Below are 24,776 nucleotides of genomic sequence, written 5' to 3'. Positions count from 1 at the left end.
AGTAGGGTATGTGGCAACGACTGGATCCCAGTGTGGATATCTGGAGGGCCCGATCCCATCCCCTGAATCCCATTTTTCTGCCCCGTTCGGTGGCGGTGGTGGGGGCCACGGAGCGGGAGGGCAGCGTGGGGCGGACGGTGTTGTGGAACCTCATTAGCCACCCCTTTGGCGGCACGGTTTACCCGGTCAATCCCAAGCGGCACCAGGTGTTGGGGATCCGGGCCTACGAGCGGCTGTCCGCTCTGCCGGAGCCGGTGGATCTGGCCATTATCGCCATTCCGGCAGCGGGGGTGCCCGAGGTGGTGCAGGAGTGCGTAGAAGCCGGGGTCAAGGGCGCCATTGTTCTTTCAGCAGGCTTCAAGGAAACGGGCCCTGCTGGCTGGGAGCTGGAGAAGCAAATTCAGCAGACTATCCAATCGCGTCAGCGGGACGGAGTCCTTGGGAAGCTGCGCTTGATTGGCCCCAACTGCCTGGGGATCCAAAACCCCCACACGGGCTTAAACGCCACCTTTGCTGCCCAGATGGCCCGGCCCGGCAATGTGGGCTTCATCAGCCAAAGTGGGGCCCTGTGCACCTCGATCCTGGACTGGAGCCTGCAGGAAAATGTGGGCTTCAGCGCCTTTATCTCTCTGGGATCGATGCTGGATGTGGGCTGGGGAGACTTAATCGACTACTTGGGCGAGGATCCCCATACCCACAGCATTGTCTTGTACATGGAATCCATCGGGGATGCTCGCTCTTTTCTGTCCGCGGCCCGAGAGGTGGCCCTGAGCAAGCCCATCATTGTCATCAAGGCGGGGCGCACCCAGGCGGCAGCCCAAGCAGCCGCTTCCCACACGGGCTCCCTCACCGGCAGCGACGCAGTGTTGGATGCGGCCTTCCGCCGTTGCGGCGTGCTGCGGGTGGATCACATTGAAGATCTCTTCGACCTGGCGGAGGTGCTGGCCAAACAGCCCCGTCCTCAGGGCCCTCACCTGACCATCCTCACCAATGCCGGCGGGCCAGGGGTGCTGGCCACCGATGCCCTCATTCGCGCCGGGGGATCCCTGGCCGAGCTTTCTCCCCAAACCCTGGAGCAGCTTAACCAGATCTTGCCCCCCCACTGGAGCCACGGCAATCCCATTGATATTTTGGGGGACGCAGATCCGGGGCGCTTTGCCCAAGTTTTGGAAGTGGTGTTGCAAGATCCCGGCAGCCAGGGCTGTCTGGTCATCCTCACCCCCCAAGCCATGACGGATCCCACCCGCACGGCTGAGAAAGTGGTGGAGACCTGGCGGCGCAGCGGATCCCGGCAGCCCATTCTGGCCAGTTGGATGGGGGGAGCTGGCGTGGATGCGGGCGAGCACATCCTCAACCAAGCCGGGATCCCCACCTACCGCTACCCGGATCAAGCGGCGCGGGTGTTTAGCCATCTGTGGCGCTTTAGTGACAACCTCAAGGCCCTCTACGAAACCCCCACCCTGGCTCCCACCAGGCCAGTGGAGCAGGAAAAAGTGCAGCAAACCCTTGCCCAGGCGAGGCGGGAAGGCCGCACGCTTCTCACGGAGGTCGAATCTAAGGAAATCCTGGCCGCCTACGGGATCCCCGTGGTGCCGACGCGGGTGGCCGAGAGCCCCGAAGCAGCAGTGGAAGCTGCCGAGGCCATGGGTTACCCAGTGGTGGTGAAGCTCTACTCCCACACCCTCACCCACAAAACCGATGTGGGCGGCGTGCAGCTCAACCTGCCCGATGCTGAGGCGGTGCGCCGGGCCTTCGGGCAAATCCTCCGCAACGTCAGCGAGAAAGCGGGGCCGGAGCACTTCCAGGGGGTCACGGTGCAGCCGATGGTGGACACGGATGGCTATGAGCTGATCCTGGGGAGCAGCCAGGATCCCCAGTTTGGGCCGGTGTTGCTGTTTGGCAGTGGCGGACAACTGGTGGAGGTGTTTCAGGATCGCTCCATTGGCCTTCCCCCCCTCAACACCACCTTGGCCCGGCGTCTGATGGAAAACACCCTCATCTACAAAGCCCTCAGGGGGGTGCGCGGACGCCCAGCCGTCGATCTGGAGGCCCTGGAACAGCTCTTGGTGCGCTTTAGCCAACTGGTGGCCGAGCAGCGGGAGATTAAAGAGATCGACATCAATCCGCTGCTGGCTTCCAGCGAGGGCCTGCTGGCTTTGGATGCCCGCGTCATTTTGCGAACCGAGCAGGATCCCCAGGTGCCCTTGGCCATCCGCCCCTATCCCACCCAGTACATCTGGAGCTTCCGGGACGGCATCACCATTCGCCCCATTCGCCCTGAAGACGAGCCTTTGGTGATCGATTTTCACCGCCACGTCTCCGATTACAGCGTCTATCTGCGCTACTTCCACCCGATCAAATACAGCGCCCGCATCGCCCACGAGCGCCTTACCCGCATTTGCTTTAACGATTACGACCGCGAGATTGCCTTAGTAGCAGAAAAACAGGAGCCAGAGGCCAATCGCGTCAGCGGGACGAAGTCCTTAATCCTCGGCATCAGCCGCCTCTCCAGAAAACATGGCTTTCCCCAAGAAGCAGAGTTTGCCATGCTGGTGGCGGATCCCTACCAACGGCAAGGGATTGGCACAGAGCTGTTGACCCGCCTCATTCAGGTGGCCCGCTGCGAAGGGATCCAGCACCTCACCGGCGAGGTTCTTTGCGAAAACGAGGCCATGCGCCGCCTGTGTCAGCGGCTGGGGTTTCAGTTGCGCCCTTCTCCAGAGGATCCCGGGATCCTCAAGGCTGCTCTGGCTTTAATCTCCGATCCGCCAATCCTCGCCACCTGCTCCCCCTAGAGATCCCCAGAGAACTAAAAACGGTTTACCGACTGGCTTACCGTAGAATAAGACGGGAAGAGTCCTGGCGCTTGTCCCCTCCCCTTTTGGGAGGGGGGTTGGGGGTGAGGGCGGACTCCCTCTGAGGAGGAGGAGAAGTTTTTGGGGATTGCTATGAACACTGAAGGGACACCTGCGAACAAATGGGGGATCCCCTCAGCAATCGAGGTGGTCTGGTCTGGGAGAGTTGGGGCCGGGATCCGCAGGCTGCCGGTGAGCATGGGGCGGTGGCTGGGGATGGGATCCCTAATTTTTGGCCTTCTTCTTGGCCTCAGTGGTTGTGTCAGCGGTATGGGCTCAGGGGGATCCAGAGAGGAAGTAGCGATTCTCCTGGCCTCCTTTGCGGTAACTCGAGACGCTTACCGGAAAATCGTTCCTGCCTTTGAGGCCCACTGGCTGGCTAAAACGGGGCAACGAGTGCGCGTAGAAAGCAGCTACGGCGGCTCAGCAACGCAATCGCGGGCAGTTATTGACGGGCTGGATGCCGATGTGGTGGCCTTGGCCCTGGCTTTGGATGTGGAGCGCCTCGTGGCTGCGGGTCTCATCCAGCCGGGATGGGAAGCCCGTACCCCCAACCAAGGGATCGTCACCCGCTCGGTGGCGGTGATTGTGACGTGGGAAGGCAACCCCCAGGGGATCCGCTCTTGGCAAGATCTGGCTCGGCCCGGCTTGCAGGTGGTTACCGCCAACCCCAAGACCTCAGGGGGCGCCCGCTGGAACTTTTTAGCCCTCTGGAGCGCTGTCCCTGAACCCCAGGCTCTGGCCTTCACCACCCAGGTCTACAAGAATGTCCGCATTTTGCCGCGGGACTCACGAGAGGCCACCGATGTTTTTTTCCAAAAAGGGCAAGGGGATGCCCTGCTCACCTACGAACATGAGGTGATCCTGGCGGGCTTGCGCGGCCAATCCCTGTTCTATGTGGTGCCGGATCCCAACATTTCCATCGACAACCCCGTAGCCGTGGTGGATGCCAATGTGGATCGCAAAGGTACCCGTGCCGTGGCCGAAGCCTTTGTGGACTACCTATTCACCCCAGAAGCGCAGCGGGCCTTTGCCGAGGTGGGCTTTCGCCCGGTGGAGCCGACGGTGGCCCAAGAGTTTGCCTGGCGGTACCCTCCTGTTGAGAAGCGGGTTACCGTCGCCGACCTGGGCGGATGGGAGGTTGTCCAAAGCCGCTTTTTTGCCGATGGGGCCTTGTTTGACCGCATCCAAGCTCAGTTGTAGGGAGTCTCCCTTGTTTTGGATCCCCGTTCAAGTTATCCTGGGAGCTGTATCAACGGTTTGTCGACAGGTTTACCGTAGATTAGCCGCGGGTTTAACTTCCCTCACCCTCTCCAGAAGACTCAGCCGGCAACCATCCAGCAACTTCTCAGGCAAACCACTAGCTAGGCAGAACCTATGGGTATCACCATCGAAGGGGTATCGAAGCGTTTTGGGCAGTTTCAGGCCCTTCACCCCACCGATCTCACCATTCCCACGGGATCCCTGGTTGCCCTCTTGGGGCCGTCGGGTTCTGGCAAATCCACCCTGCTGCGCCTGATTGCCGGCCTAGAAAAGCCGGATACGGGGCGGATTTCCCTCACCGGGCGGGATGCCACCCATGCCAGCGTCCAGGAGCGCAACATTGGTTTTGTTTTTCAGCACTACGCCCTGTTCAAGCACATGACGGTGCGGCAGAACATCGCCTTTGGCTTGGAGATCCGCAAGGCTTCACGGGCCGAGATCCGGGCGCGAGTGGATGAGCTGTTGGAGCTGGTGCAGCTATCGGGGTTCGGGGATCGCTACCCCTCTCAACTCTCTGGGGGGCAGCGGCAGCGGGTGGCCCTAGCCCGCGCTTTGGCGGTGGAGCCGCAGGTGTTGCTGTTGGATGAGCCCTTTGGGGCCCTGGATGCCAAAGTCCGCAAAGAGCTGCGCAAGTGGTTGCGGCGCCTGCACGATGAGGTGCATGTGACAACGGTATTTGTAACCCATGATCAAGAGGAAGCCATGGAGGTGGCGGATCAGATCGTGGTGATGAACCAGGGGCGGATCGAACAGGTGGGATCCCCGGCAGAAATCTATGACCATCCAGCTACACCCTTTGTGATGAGCTTTGTCGGCCCGGTCAACGAGCTTTCTCCCCGCTCCCAACTCTTTTGCCAGCTTCCCGAGGTGCAGGCCGGCCCGCATCAGCTTTTTTTGCGCCCCCACGATGTGCAGATTGAGGTCAACCCCGGCAGCAGTGGTGTTTCTGCCCGCGTTAAGGAGATCATCCACCTGGGTCGGGAGATTCAGGCGGAGCTGATTCTTAGCGATGGCGGATCCCTGTGGGCCCATCTCAGCCGCGAGCAATATGCCAACCAACCCCTGCAGGTGGGGCAGCAGGTCTATGTGCGCCCCAAGGTGGTGAAAGCCTTTCCCGTCAAAAAAACCGAGATGACCGCAATGCCGGTGGGAGCTTGAGAAACGTTGCTGCAAGCTTTGTCTCAACTGTCTTGGCCGTGGCGGCTGACCCTGGGCTATCTCTTCTTGATGTTGATTCTGCCGCTGGCTGCCTTGATTGCCAAGTCCAGCAGCGTGGGCTGGGCGGAGTTTTGGCGGATCGCGACGGATCCCGTGGCCCTCTCCGCCTATGAAGTTACTTTTGTAACCGCGTTGCTGGCGGCTCTGATCAACGGCGTGATGGGCACCCTGACTGCCTGGGTGCTGGTGCGCTACGCCTTCCCCGGCAAAAAGCTTCTCGAGGGGTTGATCGATCTGCCGTTTGCTTTGCCCACCGCCGTGGCCGGCCTCACCCTGGCAACGGTTTACAGCAGCAACGGCTGGATTGGATCCCTTTTGGCCCCCTTGGGGATCCGCATCTCCTTTACCCGCTTGGGGGTGGGGGTGGCGATGCTGTTTATTTCTTTTCCCTTTGTGGTGCGGACGGTGCAGCCGGTGTTGCAGGAGCTGGAGAAAGATGTGGAAGAGGCAGCCTGGAGTTTGGGGGCTTCCCGCTTTCAGACCTTCCGGCGCGTGGTGCTGCCCCAGATTCTGCCGGCAGTGCTCACCGGGGTGGCCCTGGGGTTTTCCCGCGCCGTGGGGGAATACGGCTCTGTGGTGATCATCGCTTCCAGCATTCCCTTTCGGGACTTGATTGCGGCGGTGCTGGTGATTCAGCGGCTGGAACAACACGACTATGCTGGGGCAACCGTGATCGGAACGGTGATGTTGGGGATCTCTTTCCTGTCGCTGGTGGTAATTAACCTTCTGCAAGCCTGGGGAAGCCGCCATGAAACCTAAGGGGGTATCGGGTGTCAAGCCGGAGCCATCGACAAACCCTTGGCTGTCGGGCCTGTTGATCGGGATCGTCGGGCTCTACATCGCGCTGCTGCTGGGGATCCCGGTGGTGAACATCTTCTATCAGGCGTTTCGAGAAGGGATCCCAGCCTTTCTCCATCGCCTGACAGAGCGGGAGTTGCTCAGTGCCCTGCGATTGACGGTGCTAACCGCCCTGGTCGTTGTGCCCCTCAATACCTTTTTCGGCCTCTGTGCTGCCTTGGCCATTGCTCATCGGCGTTTTCCGGGGCGGGCGCTGCTGCTGAGCCTGATCGATCTGCCCTTTTCCATTTCCCCGGTGGTGGCTGGCCTAATGCTGGTGCTCATCTTCGGGCGTCAGGGTTGGCTGGGATCCTGGAACTTGCGGGTTATCTTTGCATTTCCGGGCATTGTGTTGGCAACGGCTTTCATCACCCTTCCTTTTGTGGCGCGGGAAGTGTTGCCGGTGTTGGAGGAGGCAGGCACCGACCAGGAAGAAGCCGCCAAAACGCTGGGGGCGACCCCCTGGCAGATCTTCTGGAGAATCACCCTGCCCAACATCCGCTGGGGCCTTCTGTACGGCGTCATCTTGACCAATGCCCGCGCCATGGGGGAGTTCGGCGCTGTGGCTGTGGTTTCCGGCAACATCATTGGCCGCACCCAGACCTTGCCCTTGTTCGTGGAAGATGCCTACCGCAGTTATGCCACCGGCTCAGCCTATGCGGCGGCGGTGGTGCTCTCCTTGCTGGCGGTGGTAACCCTAGTGGCTAGGGAGTTCCTTGAGCGGGGATCCCATTCCCGCCGGATCTTTTGATCCGTCAGGGTGTGGATCAGACGGGCTCGGTGAGGATCTCTGGCAGACAAACCTTAGTGCCCCCCAGGCCGCAGTAGCCGCGCGGATTCTTGGCCAGATATTGCTGGTGGTAGTCTTCGGCGTAGTAAAACTCAGGCGCGTCTAAGATCTCGGTGGTGATCTGGCCGTAGCCGTGGGCCGTTAGGGCCTGCTGATAGAGATCGCGGGTTTTTTCCGCCAGCTCCCGCTGCGCCGGAGAATACACATAGATGCCGGAGCGGTATTGGGTGCCCACATCATTGCCCTGGCGCATCCCCTGGGTAGGGTCGTGATTTTCCCAAAACACCTTCAGCAGTTGGGCATAGCTGACCTGAGCTGGGTCGTAAACCACCCGCACCACCTCGTTGTGGCCAGTCAGGCCAGTACAGACCTCTTCGTAGGTGGGGTTGGGGGTAAACCCGCCAGCGTAGCCCACCGCTGTGCTGAACACCCCTGGCACCTGCCAAAACTTGCGCTCTGCCCCCCAGAAGCAGCCCATGCCGAACATGGCCAGCTCCATGCCCTCGGGAAAAGGCGGCTGCAGCGGATGGCCATTGACAAAATGCCGATTCACGATCACCATCGGCTCGGCCCGGCCCGGCAAGGCTTCTTCCGGTTTGGGCAGGGACAGTTTCTTGCCAAGTTTGCCAAAGCCAAAGAGCACCATAGGGACAGCCCGATACATTCGTTAACACTTATCAGCCTAGCTCAGTTGGCTCCTCATGTGTTGGAAAAATCCTTGATCGGGTCAGCTCACCGATTCAAAAGCCCCCAGCCGCTTGGCCACTAGCAGATAGACGGTCATGATCCCCATCGGCACAACCGTGAAGGCTGCCGCCAAGGGAATGTTGCCAGAGGTGCCCTGAAAGGCGAGAACTGCCTGCCCGATGAAATAGCTGGAATTGCCCAGAGAATAAGGCACCACAAAATCTCCTAGCGTTAAGGAAAAGGTGAAGACCGACCCGGCCAGGATCCCTGGCAAGGCGAGGGGAAGAGTAACATGGCGGAACGTTTGCCAACCCTGAGCTCCCAAATCTGCAGAAGCCTCAATTAAGCTATCAGGCACTCGCTCCAAAGCCGCCTGGATCGGCAGAATCATATAGGGCAGCCAAACATAGAGAAACACCAAGAAAATACCCAAGTTGGATACGGCCAGCGATGGCCCACCGATCCCGGGCAACTGCAAAATCTTTTCCACCCAGCCCTGTAGGCCCACATGGGTGAGTAGATAGGTAAGGATCCCTTCTTTAGCCAAGATCAACTTCCAGGCATAAACCCGAATCAAATAACTAGACCAAAGCGGTAGGAGCACCAACAAATACAAAAAGCCCTTCCAGCGAGGAGAGGCCAGTCTGACCATGGTATAGGCCAGAGGAAAAGCCAACACAATGGCAGCCAAAGTGACTGCCAAAGCCATAGTCAAGCTGCGGACAAAGATATCCACATTGGCCGGAGTGAGCAGCTCTCGATAGGTGGCCAAAGTAAACTTTCTCAGGATCAGGCCGGTAAAGGGATCCAGATGATAAAAACTTTGCAGCAGCAGCGCCAGCAGCGGCCCCAAGTAAAAGACCAGCAACCAAATGAGAGGTGGCCCCAACAGAATGGCAAGGGTGAGCGTCGGGTGACGATAGAGGAATCCAAACAGATCGGGTTTATCGGTTATTTGAGTTGTTTTGGTCATGGCCAGGCAGCTATGAAGATTAGCTTTTCATTCCCTTTTTTGGTGTTATTGGAATTGTAGGTCGATGATCCGATAGAATCCAATAGAGTTGGGATTGAGAAAGTGCGAATAGGCAAGAGGAATACCTGCTGGCGAGCATCCTTCGAGGGAAAACGGCAATCAGAAGATGCCGGTATCTTGGCGGGAAGTGGAGGGCCATCGCAGGCAGGGATCCTTTGAACCTTTTGGGGGCATTGGGAGTCAGACAAAGCAAGGTTGAGAACAAGGGAGCGTCCTCTCGTGCAGGCGGCAAAGGATACATCCGATTGGGAGCTGATCCAGCGCTGCCTCAACGGCGACAGCCAGAGCTTTCGCCAACTCTACCGCAAATACCAGCAGTCGGTACGGAATATCCTCTATCCCTTGTGTGGAGCCGATCTTTTGGATGACCTGGTACAGGAAGTGTTTATTCGTGCCTGGAAAGGGTTGCCTCGGTTTCGCGGCTCGGCCCAGTTTTCCACTTGGCTGTATCGCATCTGTTGGAATGTGGCCTCAGATCAGCGGCGGCGCTGCGCCCGGCAACACTCCCAAACCCAAAACCTGGCCCTCGGATCGGATGTCGCTCACCCTGGCCCCGACCTGATGCACTTGCACTACCAACAGGCTCTACAGCAAAGCATGGCTCAGCTTAGCCCTGAACACAGAATGGTTGTAAACTACCCGACCCTGACTGCTTCGCAGCACAGGGCGGGCTTTCGGTAGCCCTGCAGTTGGCAAGCCAACCACGAACCTCTAGGCTGGTTTACAGCAGCCCCCAAAAGCGCAATCACATTCGCACCATTCAAATCCGCATCCCCTTCCCATCCACAGTGTCCACACTTAAACTTCTTTCCACTGCGGTAGGATTGCGCAGGGTCGGGATGAATGTGCAAACACCGGTGGCAGGTCTGCGACGTGTAGGCAGGCGGCACCAGAATCAAAGCAACCCCCGCACGCAGAGCCTTGTACTCCAAAAATTGACGGAGTTGATAAAACGCCCAACTGTTGGCCCTGCGCCGTTCGGCTTTGCTGCGTGGCTGTTGATTGACTCTTTTCCGGATCCCTGTCAAGTCTTCCAGAGCAAGAGCGCTGTTTGTCGCCTTTGCCCTAGAGACAATAGCTTTGGAGATGCGATGATTGACCCACGCCTGAAAGCGCCTCTCCTTGCCAGACAGCCGTTGCAACAGTTGACGGCATCTGCGCCGCGAACTGCGGGTGCCCTTACTGGCTTTGCGTTGAAGTACCGCCCTCAGCTTGGAGTAGTGGTCTCGGATTCGGTTCAACTGCTGTCCATTCCAGTTGTCCCCCTCTGACGTATGGGCAATATCCGTCCTTCCCAAATCCACGCCCAGCACTCTATCCGTGCCTTGCGGTGGGGATGGCTCCGCTTCCACACAGATCTGAATAGAGTAGGAGCCGTCTTTACGCTTGACCAGAGTGGCAGATTTGGGATTGGAGCCTGCCAACTGTTCTCTCTGGTAGCGGCCAATCGCCAGCTCAAAGCGCTCTCGACCCCCAACCGTGGTCAGCGACACCGTCCAGTCTTTCTCGCGGAACGAAAAGATACGGGCATCGTAGGTCGCAAAGCCTCTCTTGAACGCTTTGACCGGACGGTTTTTCTGTCGGGCAACTTTACGGGCACCGGCCAGCCGTCTGCAGACCTGCTGAGCCAAGTTACTGGACAAGCCAAACCGAGCGCGAATCTGGTAATAGCAAAGGGACTGGAGTTTGACTGCGTTGACTACTTTTTCTGGTGTGTTTTGGTTGACCCAGTTCAACGCCTGCACAAAGGCATCCATTGTCGCATCCAACTTTGCGGCTTGCGACTGGGACACCTTGAGCTTGCAGGAGACGGTCAGGACTTGAGTCATGGTTCTATCATAACTTCCGCATTCCTCCCGGCACTGACCCTACGGGTACAGTGCGGGGCTCCTGCGATTTCTAGCTGAAAATTCTCGAAGAGGCCGCTCCATTTTAATTGGATGGCTGGTTGGTATGAGCTGTTATGGTCATTTAAACAGGAATGAAACATTTCCGCCTGGCTCCCCTCTTCCTCTGAGAGAAGGGGTGAAGGCAGTGGCAGGGAGCGTTTGGGGAGTGTCTCAACCTAGCTTGAAATGACTATAACAAGGCGCTTAAATATCCAGGGCAACAATGACAGGGGCATGATCGCTGGGTTTTTCGGCCCGCCGTGGCTCAACATCGATCCAGCAAGCGGTGGCTTTCTCCTGTAGCTCACGAGACAGATAATGATGATCAATGCGCCAGCCGCGATTCCTTTGAAACCCCCCCGAGCGATAGTCCCACCAGCTAAAATGGCCGGGATCTGGGGTGAACCTGCGAAACGCATCTTCAAACCCTAAAGCCAGGATCTCCCGCAGGGCTTGTCGCTCCGGTTCGGAAGCCATGATTTCTCCCGCTTTTTGGGGATCATAAATATCCCGATCTTCCAGGGCAATGTTGAAGTCCCCGCAGAGCAAGATGGGATCCCCTTGGCTCAGGGCAACCGCGAGGTAATCCTTCAGTGTGGCCAGCCAACGCAATTTGTAGGCATATTTTTCCGATCCCACCTCAGAACCGTTGGGCACATAAAGGTTGAGAATACGGATCCCGCGGTAGATGGCGCTCATCAGCCGCTTTTGCTCGTCCAAATCTGCCGCCGAAGGCAGCAGCGCACCAAACCCCCGTTCTACTTTTTCCGGGGGATCCCGGCTGATCAGAGCCACACCGTTGTAGGACTTTTGCCCGTAGACCTCCACATGAAAGCCCCGCTCCTGAAAGGCCGCCCGGGGAAAGTCTTCATCCACCACCTTAGTCTCCTGCAGGCAGAGCACATCCAGGGATCCCTGGCTGTCCAGCCAAGCCAAAACCTGAGGCAGCCGGGTGCGAATGGAGTTGACATTCCAGGTAGCCACTTGCATGAGGGATCCCGCTCACTCCACCAAGGCTCTTCCTCGGATTTGGGCCAGCCGCTCCGCATCCAGTACCTCACCCTCAGTGTAGTAGCCGGCAGCTTTTTTGGCCTCGATCTCCACACGGGCATCCGCCGGGATCAGCTCTTCTGGGATGGGCACCCGCTGCACGACCTCAATGCCGGAGTTGGTGATGGCTCGATACTTGAGGTCGCTCATGGAAATCAGGCGATCGATTCGGGTTATGCCCAGCCAATGGAGCACATCCGGCATCAACTCCTGGAAGCGGATGTCTTGCACCCCTGCCACACACTCGGTACGGGCGAAGTAGGCATCAGCCCGATCCCCTCCTTCCTGGCGCTTGCGGGCGTTGTAGACCAAAAATTTGGTCACCTCTCCCAAGGCGCGGCCTTCTTTGCGCAGGTACACGATCACCCCAGCTCCACCGGCCTGGGCCGTCTTAACGCATTCCTCAATGCCATGCACCAGGTAGGGGCGGCAGGTGCAAATATCCGAGCCAAACACATCGGAACCATTGCATTCGTCGTGAACCCGCACCGCCAGGGGCAAAGCCGGGTCGGTGATGGCGGCCACTTGCCCGATGATGTACACCGTCTGGCCACCGATGGGCGGCAAAAACACCGATAGGTCTGGGCGAGTCACCAATTCTGGAAACATGCCTCCCGTCTGCTCGAAGAGGGTGCGGCGCAGCAGGCTTTCGCTCACCTGCAATCGTTTGGCGATCCCCGGCAGGTACCAGACCGGCTCGATTGCGGCTTTGGTGACCACCAGGCTGCCATTGTCTTTGAGGATCCGGCCATCCACCCGCAACCGCCCTTTGTTGACCGCCTCCTGCAGTTCGGGCATGTGGATGTGGGCCTGGGTAATGGCAATGGTGGGACGAATGTCGTAGCCCTGGGCATAGAGGGGAGCAAAGACTTCCCCCACAACTGCTCCCCAGGGATCCAAAGACACAATCCGGTCTGGATCTCCCCAGCTTGGGTGAGGGCCAATCGACACCACCGGGGCAGTATTGGTTAAATCGGCGCGGTGATCCGCCTGCAAAGAGCCACTGGCTACAGCCAATGCCCGATAGACAGCGTAGGCTCCCGCATGGGTGCCGATGACATTGCGATGGGCAAGATTGGTCAGGCTACCCACCACCGGCCCCCGCTGCAGTGGATCCAAGGATCCCCAGCGAATCGGCTGGGCTTGCGTCCCATAAGGGGAGGGATGGGAGGTGAGAACAATGTGATGAGGACGGGAGGAAGGTTCGCTCATGGTCCTCAAATGCCTGGAAAATGGAAGAATCTGGAGAAAACAGAATTATAGGCGATCCCCAGCCGTTTCAAGAGAGCTTGCCCCTTCTTTTGGGGTGCTTAGACAACGATTTTGGCCAAACCCAAGGGGCGGATCCCTGCCGGCGAAACCTCGACCCGATAGGGCAACATCTCTACCCCGACCTGCAGGGCCTCACGAAACAGACGGGCATAGCGGGGATCCCGTTCTTCGCCGGGGGCAAACTCGGTGCAATCGGCGCGATTGATCCAGTACATCAGCAGGGCACGCTGACCCTGTTGGCGGATCTGGATCAGATCTTCCAAGTGTTTTTGGCCGCGGGTGGTCACCGTATCGGGAAACAGCGCACGGGATCCCTTGGCCCAGGTGGTGTTCTTCACCTCCAGATAGGCCGAGCCAGCGTCTCCTGTCAGCAGAAAGTCGATTTTGCTCTTGCCGCAGGTCACCTCCCGTTGCCGGCGAGAAAACCCTGCCAATTGAGGAAACCACCCTCGCTCCAGCCCCCAGTCCACCAGGCGATTGGGCAAGCTGGTGTTGATCCCCACCCATACCCCATCCACCTGGATCATTTCCCAGGTGTAGGCCAGTTTCCGTTTCGGCTCTGGGTGATGGGAGAGGTACACAGGTGCCCCCACCTGACAGACCCCACTCATCGGCCCCGTGTTGGGGCAATGGGCGATGATCTGTTGCCCGTTTTCCAGCTCCACATCGGCCAAAAACCGCTTGTAGCGGCTGCGCAGCACCCCTCTGTGCAAGGGGCTCGAAAAGCGGTAAGGCACCGGCCCATCCCCGCACTCCATCCCCAAAGCCTCTCCTTTCGTAGGTATTTTTCTTTAGGATTTTGGAAATCTTCTCCGGGGATCGTCTCTCCTGCGCTAGGGTAAATCATGTGTCCCAAGGCTTGGGGCAGCCTTTTACGGCTTTTTCCGACTTCATGGGAATTCTGCAGATCACTCTGGGAAGCAGTAAGATCCCTATCGCACAAGAGAGGCGTCTGCATTAGCTGTAGTCAGTGCTGCCGGAAAGAGCTGTATTGGCGATTAAACCCATTTAACACCTCTTTTTTCTGCCCTTTTGTCAAAACTTGGAGAAGAAAACCCGAATGCTGCGTCTTGATCCTGATCCCGGCTTTCAGCCTGCGGATCCCTTGCAGGACAACCGTGGGCGTGTGGCCATATTCATCGACGGGTCTAATCTGTTCTACGCCGCTCTGCAACTGGGCATTGAGATCGACTACACCCGCCTGCTGAAGACGCTGAGTGGTCGGTCGCCCCTTTTGCGCTCTTTTTTCTACACCGGCGTCGATCGCAACAACGAAAAGCAGCAGGGGTTTTTGCTCTGGATGCGCCGCAATGGCTACCGCGTGGTTACCAAAGAGCTAACCCAGTTGCCCGATGGATCCAAGAGAGCCAACCTGGATGTGGAAATTGCCGTGGATATGCTGTCGCTGGTGCGCTGGTATGAGACGGCTGTGCTGGTGAGCGGCGATGGAGACTTGGCCTATGCGGTCAATGCCGTTAGCTACCAAGGGGCACGAGTGGAGGTGGTTAGCCTGCGTTCCATGACCAGCGATCAACTGATCAACTTGGCGGATCGCTACATCGACCTGGAATCCATCAAAGACCAAATCAAGAAGACCAACCGTCCCTCCTCCGCCTACCTGTACCGACCGGGGTTCACCGCCGATGAGGAGGACGAGGGATAACTTTCCCTCCCCCACAGGGAGAAGGGAAAGCAGAGCAACGGGGGGCTTACTGGGCTTTCCAATTTGAAGGGATCCCTTGCAGCAGGTAAACCGGGTTCAGGGGGGCAAAGCGGGTGCCCTCGGCCAGGACGGCAGAGCGGGAGATCTGAACGTGATCCACTCGGACTTGCCAGCCCCGAGAACGCAGCCATTGCAGGGCTTCACTGCAGGTTTCTAGGGTAGCGAAGTTGGCCACTAAGATCCCTCCAGGCCGCAGGCGGGCTTCCACCACCGGCAGCAGGTCGCGGATCCCTTTGCCGCCACCGCCCAGCACCACCCGATCCGGATCTGGCAGGTCGGCCAACACTTGGGGGGCTGCCCCCGGGATCACCTGCAGGTTCTCCAGTCCAAAGCGTTGCCGGTTGCGCCGAATCAGGCAGATGCCGGCGGCATTCCGCTCAACGGCGTACACCTGAAGTTGGGGGGAAAGACGGGCTATTTCGATGGCCACCGAGCCGGTGCCGGCACCGATGTCCCACACCACGCCCTCCTGGGGGAGCTGCAGGGATCCCAAGGTGAGCAGGCGGATGGGCTGCTTGGTGATCAAGCCGGGCTGGTCGGGAAAGGTGTAGAACTGGTCGTCCGGGATCCCTACCAAAGGCCAGCGATGGGGATCTGGCTCCGGTTCTACCCGTCGCAGCACCACCACGTTGGGGTTGGAGAAGGATGAATTCTGACCTTCCTGGAGGGGCACGATCTGCTCTTGAGGGGATCCCAGTTGACTACAGACCCAGGCTTGGTAACGCACCGGCAGCCGCAGGTCGGCAATGAACTGGGCCAAGACGGTCGGTGTATGCTCCGGATCGGTGAGCACCACGATCACAGGGGATCCCTGCTTGAGAACGGCTTCCAACCGCTCCACTCCCCGCCCGTGCAGGCTGAGGATGGTCGCCTCCTGCCAGGGGATCTGCAGGCGGTTCAGGGCCAGCTGCACCGAGCTCACCTGCGGATAGAAGGCCAACCGCTCCGCTGGGAAATACTCCGTCAACAGCCGCCCGATCCCGAAAAAAAGCGGATCCCCGCTGGCCAACAAAACTAGGGATCCCTGAGCCATCTCCTGCTGCAAAAGCGGGATCCAACTTTCCACCGGCCCGGTGAGCGGGATCTTGCGGGCCGGATGATCGGTAAAGTGCCGGAGCAGATGAGGGGCTCCTGCCAAAACCCTGGCTTGGGAAAGGGGGGGGATCCCCCAGGAAGCCACAGAGCCATCCCCCGCTACCCCTACGACCGCAAGCTGAGGTGACCGCCCAGGTGCTGCCGTAGCCATTTAACGTTCGACAGGTGGGTGGTATTGGCGCATGTGATTGAGAAAATCCAGTCGCAGCTCCGCCACTTCCCGTTGCATTTCCCGCATCTCCCGAATAAAGCTGAGTTGAGCCTCGATCAGGCGGCCATCGCGCTCCCGAAATTGCTCCATCATCATGGCTTGCGCTTCCCTCAGTTCGGCAAACCCAGCCTGCATATCTCGGCGGCACTCCTGTATGGCCACCTCCAGCTCGTCTCCCCGCTCTTCGTTCTGTCGAATCCGCTCCTGGTTCTGTTGGATCAACGCCCTGATCTCCTGGATTTCGGTCTGGAGTTGGGCTTCCATAGCCTGCCGCTCGGCCCGCATTTCGGCCATCTGGGCCTCAAAGCGCTCGGCAGATCGTTGCTGCTCGGCCCGCATTTCGGCCATCTGGGCCTCAAAGCGCTCGGCAGATCGTTGCTGTTCAGCCCGGATCTCGGAGATTTGGGCTGCAAAGCCCTGCCGCATCTCAACCATCTGAGCCTCAAAGCGCTCGGCAGATCGCTGCTGCTCGGCCCGCATTTCGGCCATCTGGGCCTCAAAGCGCTCGGCAGACCGCTGCTGCTCAGCCCGGATCTCGGAGATTTGGGCTGCAAAGCCCTGCCGCATCTCAACCATCTGAGCCTCAAAGCGCTCAGCCGACCGCTGCTGCTCGGCCCGCATTTCTTGGATTTGTTCTTGTTGTTGCTGAAGGTTGCGAATCAGCCACTCCTCTTGTTCTGGGGTCATGGGAAAGGTCTGAAGATATCCCTTCAATTCTAGTCAGTTGGGGATGGGATCCCGTTGAGCTGCCAAGAGAAGGGCATTGACAATGGCAGCAGCAACTGGGGATCCCCCTTTGCGGCCCTCCACCCGAATCTGGGGAACATCCGTTTGCGCCAACGCCTGCTTGGCCTCTTCCACCGCCACAAATCCCACCGGCACTCCGATCACCAAAGCCGGCTTGACCCGCTTTGCCCGAATCTCCTCCACCAAAGCCAGCAACGCGGTGGGGGCATTGCCAACGACAAACAGGGCTTCTGGATAGCGGCGTGCCAAGTTCACCATCCCATTGGCGGCGCGGGTTTGACCGGGCCAACGGGGCTCCTCCACCCAGTCCAAAGCACAGTAGAGGGGGATCCCTTGGGCTTTCAGACCTGACTGGATCCCAGCTGCCACCATCCTGACATCGACAATGACAGGCTGCTTTTGCCGTAGGGCTGCCAGGGCGTGTTCAACGGCGTTGGGGCCGAAGAAAAAGCGATCCCGCAGCTCAAAGTCGGCAGTGGCATGAATGGCACGGCGCACCACCTCATAAGGGATCCCTTGCCAGGGGTGGGGGCCGATCTCCTGATCGATCTGGCGGAAGCTGGCAGCAGTGATTGGGTCTACCTGGAAGGCTTCATTCATTGGGTCTGGAGTCAGGGGCACAGTCATGCTGGCATGTCCTAAAGAAGAACCGGTGGCAAAGTAGCTTTGGGCGAGCCGAGAAAACCACTAAGATTGGTCTAGCCTAAATTGGAGATGAGCCTATTGTTGTCACCCACTCCTCCCTTGCACAGACTCAACTCCCATCCTTCCCCTTCTGCTCGGGTCAGCGCCAATTCCGTCGGCAATCCCGGTTTCTCCTCTGTTGATGCGCCCTCCTCTTCCCCAACGGGTAGCGACAGGGATCCCTTGTCGGCTTTGCCTCGCTACGGCTACTCCCAAACCTGGCATTGGCGGGGCTGGCCCATCCATTTCACCTACACCCCCAGTCGTGCCCAAACCCCTGCCGGTGTCGTCAACTTGACGGCAGCTCCGGCCCTTTTAATCCATGGATTTGGAGCGTCAGTGGGTCATTGGCGCCACAACATTCTCCCTCTGGGATCCCAGCGCTCCGTCTATGCCCTCGACCTGCTGGGATTTGGCAAGAGTGCCAAGCCGGAGATTGCCTACAGCGTTGATCTGTGGGTGGAGCAGGTACACGAGTTTTGGCAAACTCACATTCAGCAGCCCAGCATCCTGGTGGGCCATTCCATCGGGGGCTTGGTGGGAGTCATTGCCGCCGCCCGCTATCCCCAGATGGTGAAGGGCCTGTGCTTGATTAGCTGCGCCGATGGGCCCCATCCGGAAGAATTGCCCTCTCCCTGGGATGCTCTGGTGCGAGCCCTCTGCGAAGGGATTCTGTCGTTGCTGGGGTGCCCCCTCACTTATCCCCACCTCTTCAACTGGCTGCGACAAACCGAGGTGCTACGAGCTTGGATCAAGAATGTCTACAAGCGGGATGAGCAGGTGGATGACGAGCTGGTGCAGATCTTCCAGAGACCGGCCTTTGAGCCGGGGGCAGCCCACGTGTTTTTGGACGGTCTGAGGGCCATTCTCTGCCGCCGCTTCGACAGCCCCAAACGCCTGCTGCCCACCCTAAAAATGCCTATCTTGCTACTTTGGGGCCGAGAAGATCCGGCAGTGCCCAGTTTTTTGGCAGACCAATTTAAGCGCTGGCAACCTGCCCTCACCTTGGTGAAGCTGCCGGGAGTAGGCCACTGCGCCCACGACGAGCTGCCTCACTGGGTCAACACCCTCATCGGGGAATGGGCGGCCAGTCTGGAGACCTGCCCTGACTTGCCCACCCCCCTTCAGCGGGATCCCCGAGTCGGCTAGCTCAGCAAGTGATCTGAGCTATTCCCGGCAAGGTGCCACAAGTGAGGGCTATCGGCACAGGGCCCCCCCCAGCTTGGAACACCCCCAAGCCAAATCCCAGCCTGCCGCCGGGAAAAGGGATCCCGCTCAGAGATCAGGGGGCAGCTTGAGGATCTGATGCTGGCGCATCCCCTGCCAGCGGCGAATGAGATCGCCATCAATACCGAACTGATCCAACGCCTTCACCACCACAAAATCCACCAAATCTAGGATGGTACGCGGCTGGTGGTACCAAGCCGGAATGGCCGGGACAATACGCGCCCCCGCTTCTGCCAGGGTGGTCAAGTTGCGCAGGTGGATCAGGCTAAAGGGGGTTTCCCGCGGCACCACCACCAAGCGTCGTCCCTCCTTGAGCTGCACATCAGCAGCCCGCTCCAGCAGATCCGAGCTCAAGCCGGCAGCCAACTTGGCAACTGTACCCATGCTGCACGGGATCACCAACATCCCCTGCGTGCGATAGGAGCCACTGGCAATGGTTGCCCCCACATCCTGCCAGCGATGACAAACCAGGGATCCACCGCTGCTCTCGGCTTGTTGTCGCCAAAAGTGGGCCTGCTTGCGGGGGTCTGTCGGCAGCAGCACCCCGTGTTCTCCCTGCCACACCTGATAGGCCGCTTTGGAGACCACCACTTCGACACAGTAGTCCAGGCTGAGCAGAACATGCAGAGCACGCACAGCATAGAGCATCCCTGAAGCGCCTGATACGCCAAGGATGATGGGCAGAGAGGATGTCAAGGGCCGCCGGGGAACGTCTTCTGCTCAAGTCTAGCGAGGGGAGCTGTCCCTCGCCTGCTCAGGGGATCCCTAACCCACTGCTCCCAAAGACTTGCACAACGTGGGATAAAAATGCTCCTGGCACAGGTTGAAGGCAGCGCTCAAGCCCCAGTCTGACTCTTCTCTGTTAGGTCTGCAGATTTTGCCGCCCGTTGCGGATCACCCGCAAGGACTCCACCAACCGCAACTCCAAGTCTTGCAACACCTGATCCACGTAACGGTGGGCCTCCCGCTGCAGGCGCTCCGATTCCTGCAGTGTCTGTCGCCGCACCTCCTCACTATGTTGATAGGCTTGTTGCAATAACTGCTCCGCCTGAGCTTGGGCCTGTCGCAGAATCGCCGATTCGTTGAGGAGCTGCTCAGCCCTACGTTGGGCTGCGGCCACAATTTCTTGGGCGTAGCGATTGGCCTCTGCCAAGATCCGATCCCGCTGGCGCAGCAGTTCCTCCGCTTCCTCCAGGGCTGTCGGCAGGTTCAGGCGGATAAAGTCTAACTGCTCCAGAATCTTTTCCTCTTCAATAAGGGTGCGAGACCAAAACAGGCGAGGGCTACTGAGAATGGCTGCCTCCAATTGATCCAGGGCCTCCTGGACGCGCATCAGAGCCAGGGTCTGATCCCCAAAGGGTACGCCGGCACGATTGGAAGGATCAGAGGGCAATTCTCGCATCAGTCTATGAAGAGGGGAGGCTGCACTGAGCAAAAGAGCAGATCAGGCAGGATAACGCCTACCATATCAGGTTCTCGGTTTCCTGAATCTGCGCAGTCTCCCCTTTGCTCCAACCACTCTTCGTGAAGTAGATGTTCTTTTTGATATGAGGGGACGATGGACTTTCTCCCTCGCGGAGGCTGTGAGCCAAGCGGCAGAGAGGCTGCTTACCGGTCGGTTGGTGCCACAGCGGCTGGGGAGCCGAGGTTGCTCGGCTGCCAAAAGAGCGCCAATGGAGGAGATTTATAGTCATAATGGAGGAGATTTATAGTCATTTTCATTTCCGTTGCATTGCTCTCCAACCCCCCTCTCCCAGAGAGATGAGCTGGGGGGTCGCAGCAGCGGCGCGGAGCGTTTGGGGAGTGTCTCAATCTAGTTTGAGATGACTACACTTTTTGAGTTGCCGCCAGTTCCCTGAAGATGGCCAGCCTCCAGATGGTTGACAGCTACCTATGGCACACTGAGAAAAAAGGAGTTGGAGCCCCAGCCTCTTATGCCACAACCGCAGCCCCCCAGAAGACTGGAAGACCAGTTTGTGGAGAATGTCTCCCGTTATCCCACTTACTTTATTACCGTTTTGCTGGGGGGGATCTGGGCTGGCCTCCAGCCTTTTGTCGGCCTGTATCGCAAAAGTCCAACAGCGGCGGCTATGGTTACGCTGGGATCCCTTTTGTTGCTTCTATTTGTTTATTTCACCCTGCGAGGCATGACAGGGAATACCTTTTGGCCAGAATAGATACTGGGTTGAGGTTGGGGCCCATGGGCGAAGCTGTGCAGTGGACGCCGGCAGCATAAGCACGCCTCAAGGGGATCCCTCTTTTTCGCCCCACTGCTGACAAGAAGTAAAGTGCTCCGCACCGCTCGCGCGAATGAAAAGTTTGCCCCGGAATGGTGGCGGTCTATGGGCAGGCCAAGCCTCAATTGGCTCTTCAGGGATCCCGGCTGCAAGCTGTAGCGAGGGGATTGGATTTGCTGCTAGCTTGGTAGAGCATGACTCTAGTCAATAATAAGCTCAACTATACTGAAAATAATGTATAATATGTTCAGTACGGATTACTACCAGTTGATCTTTCTGTTTACTTTCGAGTCTGCCAACATGGTAGCCAAAGCAAAGCAGAAAATTGGTAGTAAGACGACACGGAAACTGCGCTTTGGGTATTCTACTCAAAGCTTTGCGGGATACCGCCATTCTGTTTGGACTCCGTCCCGCTAACGCGAATGGAAACAAACAGAATGCCATCGCTGCATAGTTGAACAGTGATGTTCAGCAGTGTTCAGCGTAAATGTATCAGGTGTTCTCCTCCGTTTTTTGAACTCATGGCAGATTGGATCCTGTTGGCGCTGGTGGGTTCTGCAACCTACCTGCTGCTGCAAAAAAGTGTGGCCCGCCTTTCGAAGGTGCCGTGGCGGATCCTGTGGCTGGTGATGATGCTGCCCCCTTTGGTTTGGGTGCTGGGGCGTCAGGTGTTTCAGTACGAATTGCCTCCCTTGCTGATGTTGCTGCTGTTTCTCACCTCCTACTTTACCAGCATGACCTTGGTGAGACGAGGGGGTATTCGACCCTCAACCGGAGGCCCTCGGCCAGAGGTGGAAAACTCCTCTCCAGAAGCGGATCCCTCGCCGGCTGGGGAACCTGAGCCAGAGGAAGAGGAGGAAGACGGCGCCGCAGATCCGGTCTCGCTGGCTCTTGCCCACACCCCCATCTCCGAAGTGCCGCGGGAGAAGCTGAGCCATTGCTTCCCCTGGAACGTCTTTTATTTGCAAAATGTGGAGTACCGCCCCCAGGCGATCATCTGCCGGGGCAACTTGCGGGCGGATCCCAGTGAAGCCTATGAGCGGGTGCAGCAAAACGTGGAAACCACTTTCGGCAAACGCTTTTTGGTGGTGCTGCAGGAGGGGTTTGCCGGTAAGCCCTTTTTTGCCTTGGTGCCCAACCCGGCGGCGCGGCGCTCCCCGGCGGACAGTCGAGAGTTGCCGCTGCTGGCTTTGGGGCTGTTGCTATTCACCTTCTGGACGACCCTCAGTGCTGGGGCCCACGCGGCTGGGGTTAGCCCTGACCGGCTGCTGCATTTGCCCTCTCTGATGAAAGGATTGCCCTATGCGGTCGGGATCCTTGCCATTTTGGGATCCCATGAGTGGACTCGTTACTGGGTGGCCCGCCGCCACCACATCAAAACCTCGCTGCCCTATTTCATCCCGGTGCCTTTTGTCCTAGGGACTTTTGGGGCGTTTATCCAGTTGAAAGAGCCGGTGCCCAACCGCAAGGTGTTGTTTGATATCGCCGTCGCCGGGCCGCTGGCAGGGAGTCTTGTTGCTTTGGGCATGTTGTTGCTGGGGCTGGTGTTTTCGGCGCCTGTAGATCCTCCCGCGGTGCCCGAGGGGCAGCCGACCCCGATTAGTTTTCATCGCATTGACCCGCGCCTATCGGTGCTGCTGGCAATTCTGGCCCGCATGGTGCTGGGGGATCAGTTGCAGCCGGGGCAGGTGATCGAGCTGCACCCGCTGGCCTTTGCCGGCTGGCTGGGCTTGGTGGTGATTGCCTTTAACCTCATGCCGGTGGGCCAACTGGATGGAGGGCACATTGTCCACGCAGTGTATGGACAGCAGATGGGAGCGAATGTGGGCCGGGTAGCCCGCTGGTTGGTGCTGCTGCTGGCTTTGACGGTGCAGCCTTGGCTGTTGCTCTGGGCGCTGCTGCTGTTTGTGATTTCCAGTGCTGACGAGCCGGCCCTCAACGATGTGACGGAACTGGACGAGGCCCGGGATCTGCTGGGGCTGGGGATGCTAACGCTGCTGGTGCTGATCCTGCTGCCGGTGCCGCCGTTTTTGCAAAATGGACTGGGCTTGGCCTAGATCCGGGGTAGGATCCAAACCGCCCCTGACCTCGTTCTCCTCTCATGCAACGCAGCTTAATTGTTCAAAAGTACGGCGGTACCTCTGTCGGCTCTGTGGAGCGTATCCAGGCCGTGGCTCAACGGGTGGCCCACACGGTGAAGGCAGGGCATCGGGTGGTGGTGGTGGTCTCGGCGATGGGGGATGAAACCGATCGCCTTGTGGATCTGGGGGAACAGATCTTGCAGGGATCCCCGACCACACCGGCCCAGTTGCGGGAATGGGATATGCTCCTTTCCACCGGTGAGCAGGTGAGCATTGCCCTGGTGGCCTTGGCGCTGCAACGCTTGGGGTGTCCTGCCCTTTCCCTGACAGCAGCCCAGGTGGGCATTGTCACCACTCGGGATCACAGCCGGGCCCGCATTTTGCACATCCACACCGACCGCCTGTGGCAGCACCTGGAGCGGGAAGAGGTGGTGGTGGTGGCCGGGTTTCAGGGCATCACCAGCCTGGCGGAGCTGGAGATCACCACCCTGGGTCGGGGGGGATCCGACACCACGGCAGTGGCCTTGGCAGTGGCCTTGGGAGCAGAGCTGTGCGAGATCTACACCGATGTGCCGGGGATCTTCACCACGGATCCGCGTAAGGTGCCTGAGGCCAGGCTGTTGCCGGAGATCACCAGTGATGAAATGTTGGAGCTGGCCAGCTTGGGGGCGCAGGTGCTGCATCCCCGCTCGGTGGAAATTGCCCGCAACTACGGTGTGAAGCTGCGGGTGCGCTCCAGCTTGGAGCCGTTGCAGGCGGGATGCGAGGGCACTCTCATTCTTTCTCCTCCCCCCCGTCCTCGTGCTGCCGACAGCAGTATCGAGCTGGGCCTGGCGGTGGATACGGTGGAGCTGGATCGGGATCAGGCCAAGTTGGTGTTGGTGGGGGTGCCGGATCGCCCTGGCATTGCCGCCCAGCTCTTTCAGGGGATCGCGGCGGCAGGGGTGAATGTGGATTTGATTTTGCAGTCCCTCCAGTTCACAGCCGCTCACGCCAGCGGGACGGACTCCTTGCCGCAGGGATCCGTGCCCCAGCCCACCAATGACATTGCCTTTACGGTCAGCCGGTCGCAGGTGGCCGAGGCTGCAGCCGTTGCCCGGCAGATTGGCCAAGAGCTGCAGTGTGCAGCGGTGATTGTGGATGAGGCGGTGGCCAAAGTCAGCATTGCCGGAGTGGGGATGATGGGCCGACCTGGGATCGCGGCGCAAATGTTCCAGGTGCTGGCCGAGGCCGGGATCAATTTGCAGATGATCTCCATGTCCGAGATCAAGGTGAGCTGTGTGGTGGCTGCGGAGCGGGCCGGTGATGCCGCCTTGGCTCTGGGAGAGTCGTTCCAGGTGATCCCCCACTTGCATCGGGCAAAGATGCCGGCTGCCCCTCAAGACAGCCACCCGGTACGCGGTGTTGCCTTGGATTTGAAGCAATCGCGGCTGGGCCTTCGCAAAGTGCCGGATCGTCCGGGAACTGCCGCCCATTTGTTCGGGCGCTTGGCGGCTGCCGGGATCATCGTGGACACCATCATCCAAAGCCAGCGGGGCTACCACAACGGGATCCCCAGCACCGACATTGCCTTCACCGTGCCTCAGGATCAAGCGATGGCTGCTGAGGCGGTCTGTCGGCAGGTGGCCGAAGAGCTCCAGGCGGCAGGCGTTGACGCAGATCACGACATTGCCAAGGTCAGCATTGTCGGCGCTGAGATGGAAACCTATCCCGGCGTCGCTGCCCGTCTGTTTGCAGCTCTGGCCGAGGCGGGAATCAACATCGAGATGATCGCCACCTCGGAGATCAAGGTGAGCTGTGTAGTGCGCCGGGATCGAGGGATCCCGGCCTTGCAAGCTATTCACCGCGCTTTCCGGCTGGACTGCCCCTAGCCTGCC

At 59.0% G+C, this 24,776-nt stretch carries 22 protein-coding genes; 11 read left to right on the top strand and 11 right to left on the bottom strand.

Going from position 1 to position 24,776, the window contains the following annotated elements:
* Nucleotides 1-8 precede the first annotated feature (8 nt).
* From ACVWYY_RS09485 to cysW, 5 genes are all read left to right on the top strand, one after another.
* Nucleotides 9-2,795: a bifunctional acetate--CoA ligase family protein/GNAT family N-acetyltransferase gene (locus ACVWYY_RS09485; RefSeq protein ID WP_457440357.1), complete on the top strand. Its 2,787-nt coding sequence runs from the start codon at nt 9-11 to the stop codon at nt 2,793-2,795.
* A gap of 258 nt (nt 2,796-3,053) precedes the next feature.
* Entirely contained in the window at nt 3,054-4,058 is a 1,005-nt protein-coding gene (locus tag ACVWYY_RS09480; RefSeq protein WP_457440368.1) for a sulfate ABC transporter substrate-binding protein, read from the top strand.
* 174 nt (nt 4,059-4,232) lie between these two features.
* Nucleotides 4,233-5,276, top strand: a complete 1,044-nt coding sequence (locus ACVWYY_RS09475; RefSeq protein WP_414343938.1) for a sulfate/molybdate ABC transporter ATP-binding protein — start codon at nt 4,233-4,235, stop codon at nt 5,274-5,276.
* Nucleotides 5,277-5,282: 6 nt separating this feature from the next.
* Nucleotides 5,283-6,095, top strand: a complete 813-nt coding sequence (gene cysT / locus ACVWYY_RS09470; RefSeq protein ID WP_011431904.1) for a sulfate ABC transporter permease subunit CysT — start codon at nt 5,283-5,285, stop codon at nt 6,093-6,095.
* Nucleotides 6,085-6,924, top strand: coding sequence for a sulfate ABC transporter permease subunit CysW (gene cysW, locus ACVWYY_RS09465; protein WP_414389084.1), 840 nt, complete (start codon nt 6,085-6,087; stop codon nt 6,922-6,924). The genes cysT and cysW overlap by 11 nt, the downstream gene beginning before the upstream one ends.
* A 16-nt stretch (nt 6,925-6,940) precedes the next feature.
* Here the strand turns inward: cysW and msrA are convergent, their stop codons facing one another.
* Together msrA and ACVWYY_RS09455 are read right to left on the bottom strand one after the other, a co-directional pair.
* The gene (gene msrA, locus ACVWYY_RS09460; RefSeq protein WP_414330118.1) at nt 6,941-7,609 is read right to left on the bottom strand and encodes a peptide-methionine (S)-S-oxide reductase MsrA; all 669 of its coding nucleotides are present in this window, start codon (nt 7,607-7,609) and stop codon (nt 6,941-6,943) included.
* Nucleotides 7,610-7,690: 81 nt separating this feature from the next.
* Entirely contained in the window at nt 7,691-8,623 is a 933-nt protein-coding gene (locus ACVWYY_RS09455; RefSeq protein WP_457404102.1) for an ABC transporter permease, read from the bottom strand.
* 279 nt (nt 8,624-8,902) lie between these two features.
* Here ACVWYY_RS09455 and ACVWYY_RS09450 point away from each other — a divergent pair, with 279 nt between their 5' ends.
* Nucleotides 8,903-9,364, top strand: coding sequence for a sigma-70 family RNA polymerase sigma factor (locus ACVWYY_RS09450; protein ID WP_457404100.1), 462 nt, complete (start codon nt 8,903-8,905; stop codon nt 9,362-9,364).
* Here the strand turns inward: ACVWYY_RS09450 and ACVWYY_RS09445 are convergent.
* The 4 genes from ACVWYY_RS09445 to sfsA all read right to left on the bottom strand — a co-directional run bounded on the left by ACVWYY_RS09445 (nt 9,319) and on the right by sfsA (nt 13,652).
* Nucleotides 9,319-10,512, bottom strand: coding sequence for an RNA-guided endonuclease InsQ/TnpB family protein (locus ACVWYY_RS09445; RefSeq protein WP_457404099.1), 1,194 nt, complete (start codon nt 10,510-10,512; stop codon nt 9,319-9,321). The two genes, ACVWYY_RS09450 and ACVWYY_RS09445, sit on opposite strands and share 46 nt — an antisense overlap.
* A gap of 264 nt (nt 10,513-10,776) precedes the next feature.
* Complete coding sequence (gene xth, locus ACVWYY_RS09440; protein ID WP_414408236.1) at nt 10,777-11,562, bottom strand: exodeoxyribonuclease III; 786 nt, start codon at nt 11,560-11,562, stop codon at nt 10,777-10,779.
* Between the two features lie 12 nt (nt 11,563-11,574).
* On the bottom strand, nt 11,575-12,834 hold the full coding sequence (locus ACVWYY_RS09435) for a GTP cyclohydrolase II (RefSeq protein ID WP_457440355.1): 1,260 nt from the start codon (nt 12,832-12,834) through the stop codon (nt 11,575-11,577).
* A gap of 98 nt (nt 12,835-12,932) precedes the next feature.
* Nucleotides 12,933-13,652, bottom strand: coding sequence for a DNA/RNA nuclease SfsA (gene sfsA / locus ACVWYY_RS09430; protein ID WP_457440353.1), 720 nt, complete (start codon nt 13,650-13,652; stop codon nt 12,933-12,935).
* A gap of 302 nt (nt 13,653-13,954) precedes the next feature.
* On the opposite strand from sfsA, the gene ACVWYY_RS09425 reads away from it, so the two are divergent.
* A complete protein-coding gene (locus ACVWYY_RS09425; protein ID WP_414332504.1) occupies nt 13,955-14,557 on the top strand; it encodes a LabA-like NYN domain-containing protein in 603 nt (200 codons plus the stop codon).
* A 46-nt stretch (nt 14,558-14,603) separates the two neighbouring features.
* Here the strand turns inward: ACVWYY_RS09425 and cbiE are convergent, their stop codons facing one another.
* Genes cbiE through ACVWYY_RS09410 form a run of 3 tightly spaced genes read right to left on the bottom strand, consistent with a single transcriptional unit; the run spans nt 14,604 to nt 17,297 of the window.
* Nucleotides 14,604-15,863, bottom strand: a complete 1,260-nt coding sequence (cbiE, locus tag ACVWYY_RS09420) for a precorrin-6y C5,15-methyltransferase (decarboxylating) subunit CbiE (RefSeq protein WP_414424347.1) — start codon at nt 15,861-15,863, stop codon at nt 14,604-14,606.
* Nucleotides 15,864-16,610 (bottom strand): coiled-coil domain-containing protein, encoded by a 747-nt coding sequence (locus tag ACVWYY_RS09415; protein WP_414419862.1) that lies wholly within the window; start codon nt 16,608-16,610, stop codon nt 15,864-15,866.
* A 33-nt stretch (nt 16,611-16,643) separates the two neighbouring features.
* Nucleotides 16,644-17,297 (bottom strand): cobalt-precorrin-8X methylmutase, encoded by a 654-nt coding sequence (locus tag ACVWYY_RS09410; RefSeq protein ID WP_457404138.1) that lies wholly within the window; start codon nt 17,295-17,297, stop codon nt 16,644-16,646.
* A gap of 117 nt (nt 17,298-17,414) precedes the next feature.
* Here ACVWYY_RS09410 and ACVWYY_RS09405 point away from each other — a divergent pair, with 117 nt between their 5' ends.
* On the top strand, nt 17,415-18,503 hold the full coding sequence (locus ACVWYY_RS09405; protein ID WP_457440351.1) for an alpha/beta fold hydrolase: 1,089 nt from the start codon (nt 17,415-17,417) through the stop codon (nt 18,501-18,503).
* 126 nt (nt 18,504-18,629) lie between these two features.
* On the opposite strand, the gene ACVWYY_RS09400 is transcribed toward ACVWYY_RS09405, so the two are convergent.
* A complete protein-coding gene (locus tag ACVWYY_RS09400; RefSeq protein ID WP_414356563.1) occupies nt 18,630-19,277 on the bottom strand; it encodes a flavin prenyltransferase UbiX in 648 nt (215 codons plus the stop codon).
* 166 nt (nt 19,278-19,443) lie between these two features.
* On the bottom strand, nt 19,444-19,983 hold the full coding sequence (locus tag ACVWYY_RS09395) for an ATP synthase subunit B family protein (protein WP_414380997.1): 540 nt from the start codon (nt 19,981-19,983) through the stop codon (nt 19,444-19,446).
* 532 nt (nt 19,984-20,515) lie between these two features.
* On the opposite strand from ACVWYY_RS09395, the gene ACVWYY_RS09390 reads away from it, so the two are divergent.
* From ACVWYY_RS09390 to ACVWYY_RS09380, 3 genes are all read left to right on the top strand, one after another.
* Nucleotides 20,516-20,758, top strand: coding sequence for a DUF751 family protein (locus ACVWYY_RS09390; protein WP_041436092.1), 243 nt, complete (start codon nt 20,516-20,518; stop codon nt 20,756-20,758).
* Nucleotides 20,759-21,339: 581 nt separating this feature from the next.
* A complete protein-coding gene (locus ACVWYY_RS09385) occupies nt 21,340-22,875 on the top strand; it encodes a site-2 protease family protein (RefSeq protein WP_457440349.1) in 1,536 nt (511 codons plus the stop codon).
* 44 nt (nt 22,876-22,919) lie between these two features.
* A complete protein-coding gene (locus tag ACVWYY_RS09380; protein ID WP_457404133.1) occupies nt 22,920-24,770 on the top strand; it encodes an aspartate kinase in 1,851 nt (616 codons plus the stop codon).
* Nucleotides 24,771-24,776: the final 6 nt, after the last annotated feature.

The sequence above is a fragment of the Thermostichus sp. MS-CIW-34 genome (genome assembly GCF_054060435.1).
Note: the sequence above shows the minus strand (reverse complement) of the source record. Positions and strands in the feature narration are given on the sequence as shown.

Bases quoted from the DNA above. Each gene is read 5' to 3' on its own strand.
- ACVWYY_RS09435 (WP_457440355.1), bottom strand. From the start codon at position 12,834: ATGAGCGAACCTTCCTCCCGTCCTCATCACATTGTTCTCACCTCCCAT.
- ACVWYY_RS09445 (WP_457404099.1), bottom strand. From the start codon at position 10,512: ATGACTCAAGTCCTGACCGTCTCCTGCAAGCTCAAGGTGTCCCAGTCG.
- ACVWYY_RS09390 (WP_041436092.1), top strand. From the start codon at position 20,516: ATGCCACAACCGCAGCCCCCCAGAAGACTGGAAGACCAGTTTGTGGAG.
- xth (WP_414408236.1), bottom strand. From the start codon at position 11,562: ATGCAAGTGGCTACCTGGAATGTCAACTCCATTCGCACCCGGCTGCCT.
- ACVWYY_RS09425 (WP_414332504.1), top strand. From the start codon at position 13,955: ATGCTGCGTCTTGATCCTGATCCCGGCTTTCAGCCTGCGGATCCCTTG.
- msrA (WP_414330118.1), bottom strand. From the start codon at position 7,609: ATGGTGCTCTTTGGCTTTGGCAAACTTGGCAAGAAACTGTCCCTGCCC.
- ACVWYY_RS09395 (WP_414380997.1), bottom strand. From the start codon at position 19,983: ATGCGAGAATTGCCCTCTGATCCTTCCAATCGTGCCGGCGTACCCTTT.
- ACVWYY_RS09485 (WP_457440357.1), top strand. From the start codon at position 9: ATGTGGCAACGACTGGATCCCAGTGTGGATATCTGGAGGGCCCGATCC.
- sfsA (WP_457440353.1), bottom strand. From the start codon at position 13,652: ATGGAGTGCGGGGATGGGCCGGTGCCTTACCGCTTTTCGAGCCCCTTG.
- ACVWYY_RS09385 (WP_457440349.1), top strand. From the start codon at position 21,340: ATGGCAGATTGGATCCTGTTGGCGCTGGTGGGTTCTGCAACCTACCTG.
- ACVWYY_RS09475 (WP_414343938.1), top strand. From the start codon at position 4,233: ATGGGTATCACCATCGAAGGGGTATCGAAGCGTTTTGGGCAGTTTCAG.
- ACVWYY_RS09380 (WP_457404133.1), top strand. From the start codon at position 22,920: ATGCAACGCAGCTTAATTGTTCAAAAGTACGGCGGTACCTCTGTCGGC.
- ACVWYY_RS09455 (WP_457404102.1), bottom strand. From the start codon at position 8,623: ATGACCAAAACAACTCAAATAACCGATAAACCCGATCTGTTTGGATTC.
- ACVWYY_RS09410 (WP_457404138.1), bottom strand. From the start codon at position 17,297: ATGACTGTGCCCCTGACTCCAGACCCAATGAATGAAGCCTTCCAGGTA.
- ACVWYY_RS09480 (WP_457440368.1), top strand. From the start codon at position 3,054: ATGGGGCGGTGGCTGGGGATGGGATCCCTAATTTTTGGCCTTCTTCTT.
- ACVWYY_RS09415 (WP_414419862.1), bottom strand. From the start codon at position 16,610: ATGACCCCAGAACAAGAGGAGTGGCTGATTCGCAACCTTCAGCAACAA.
- cbiE (WP_414424347.1), bottom strand. From the start codon at position 15,863: ATGGCTACGGCAGCACCTGGGCGGTCACCTCAGCTTGCGGTCGTAGGG.
- cysW (WP_414389084.1), top strand. From the start codon at position 6,085: ATGAAACCTAAGGGGGTATCGGGTGTCAAGCCGGAGCCATCGACAAAC.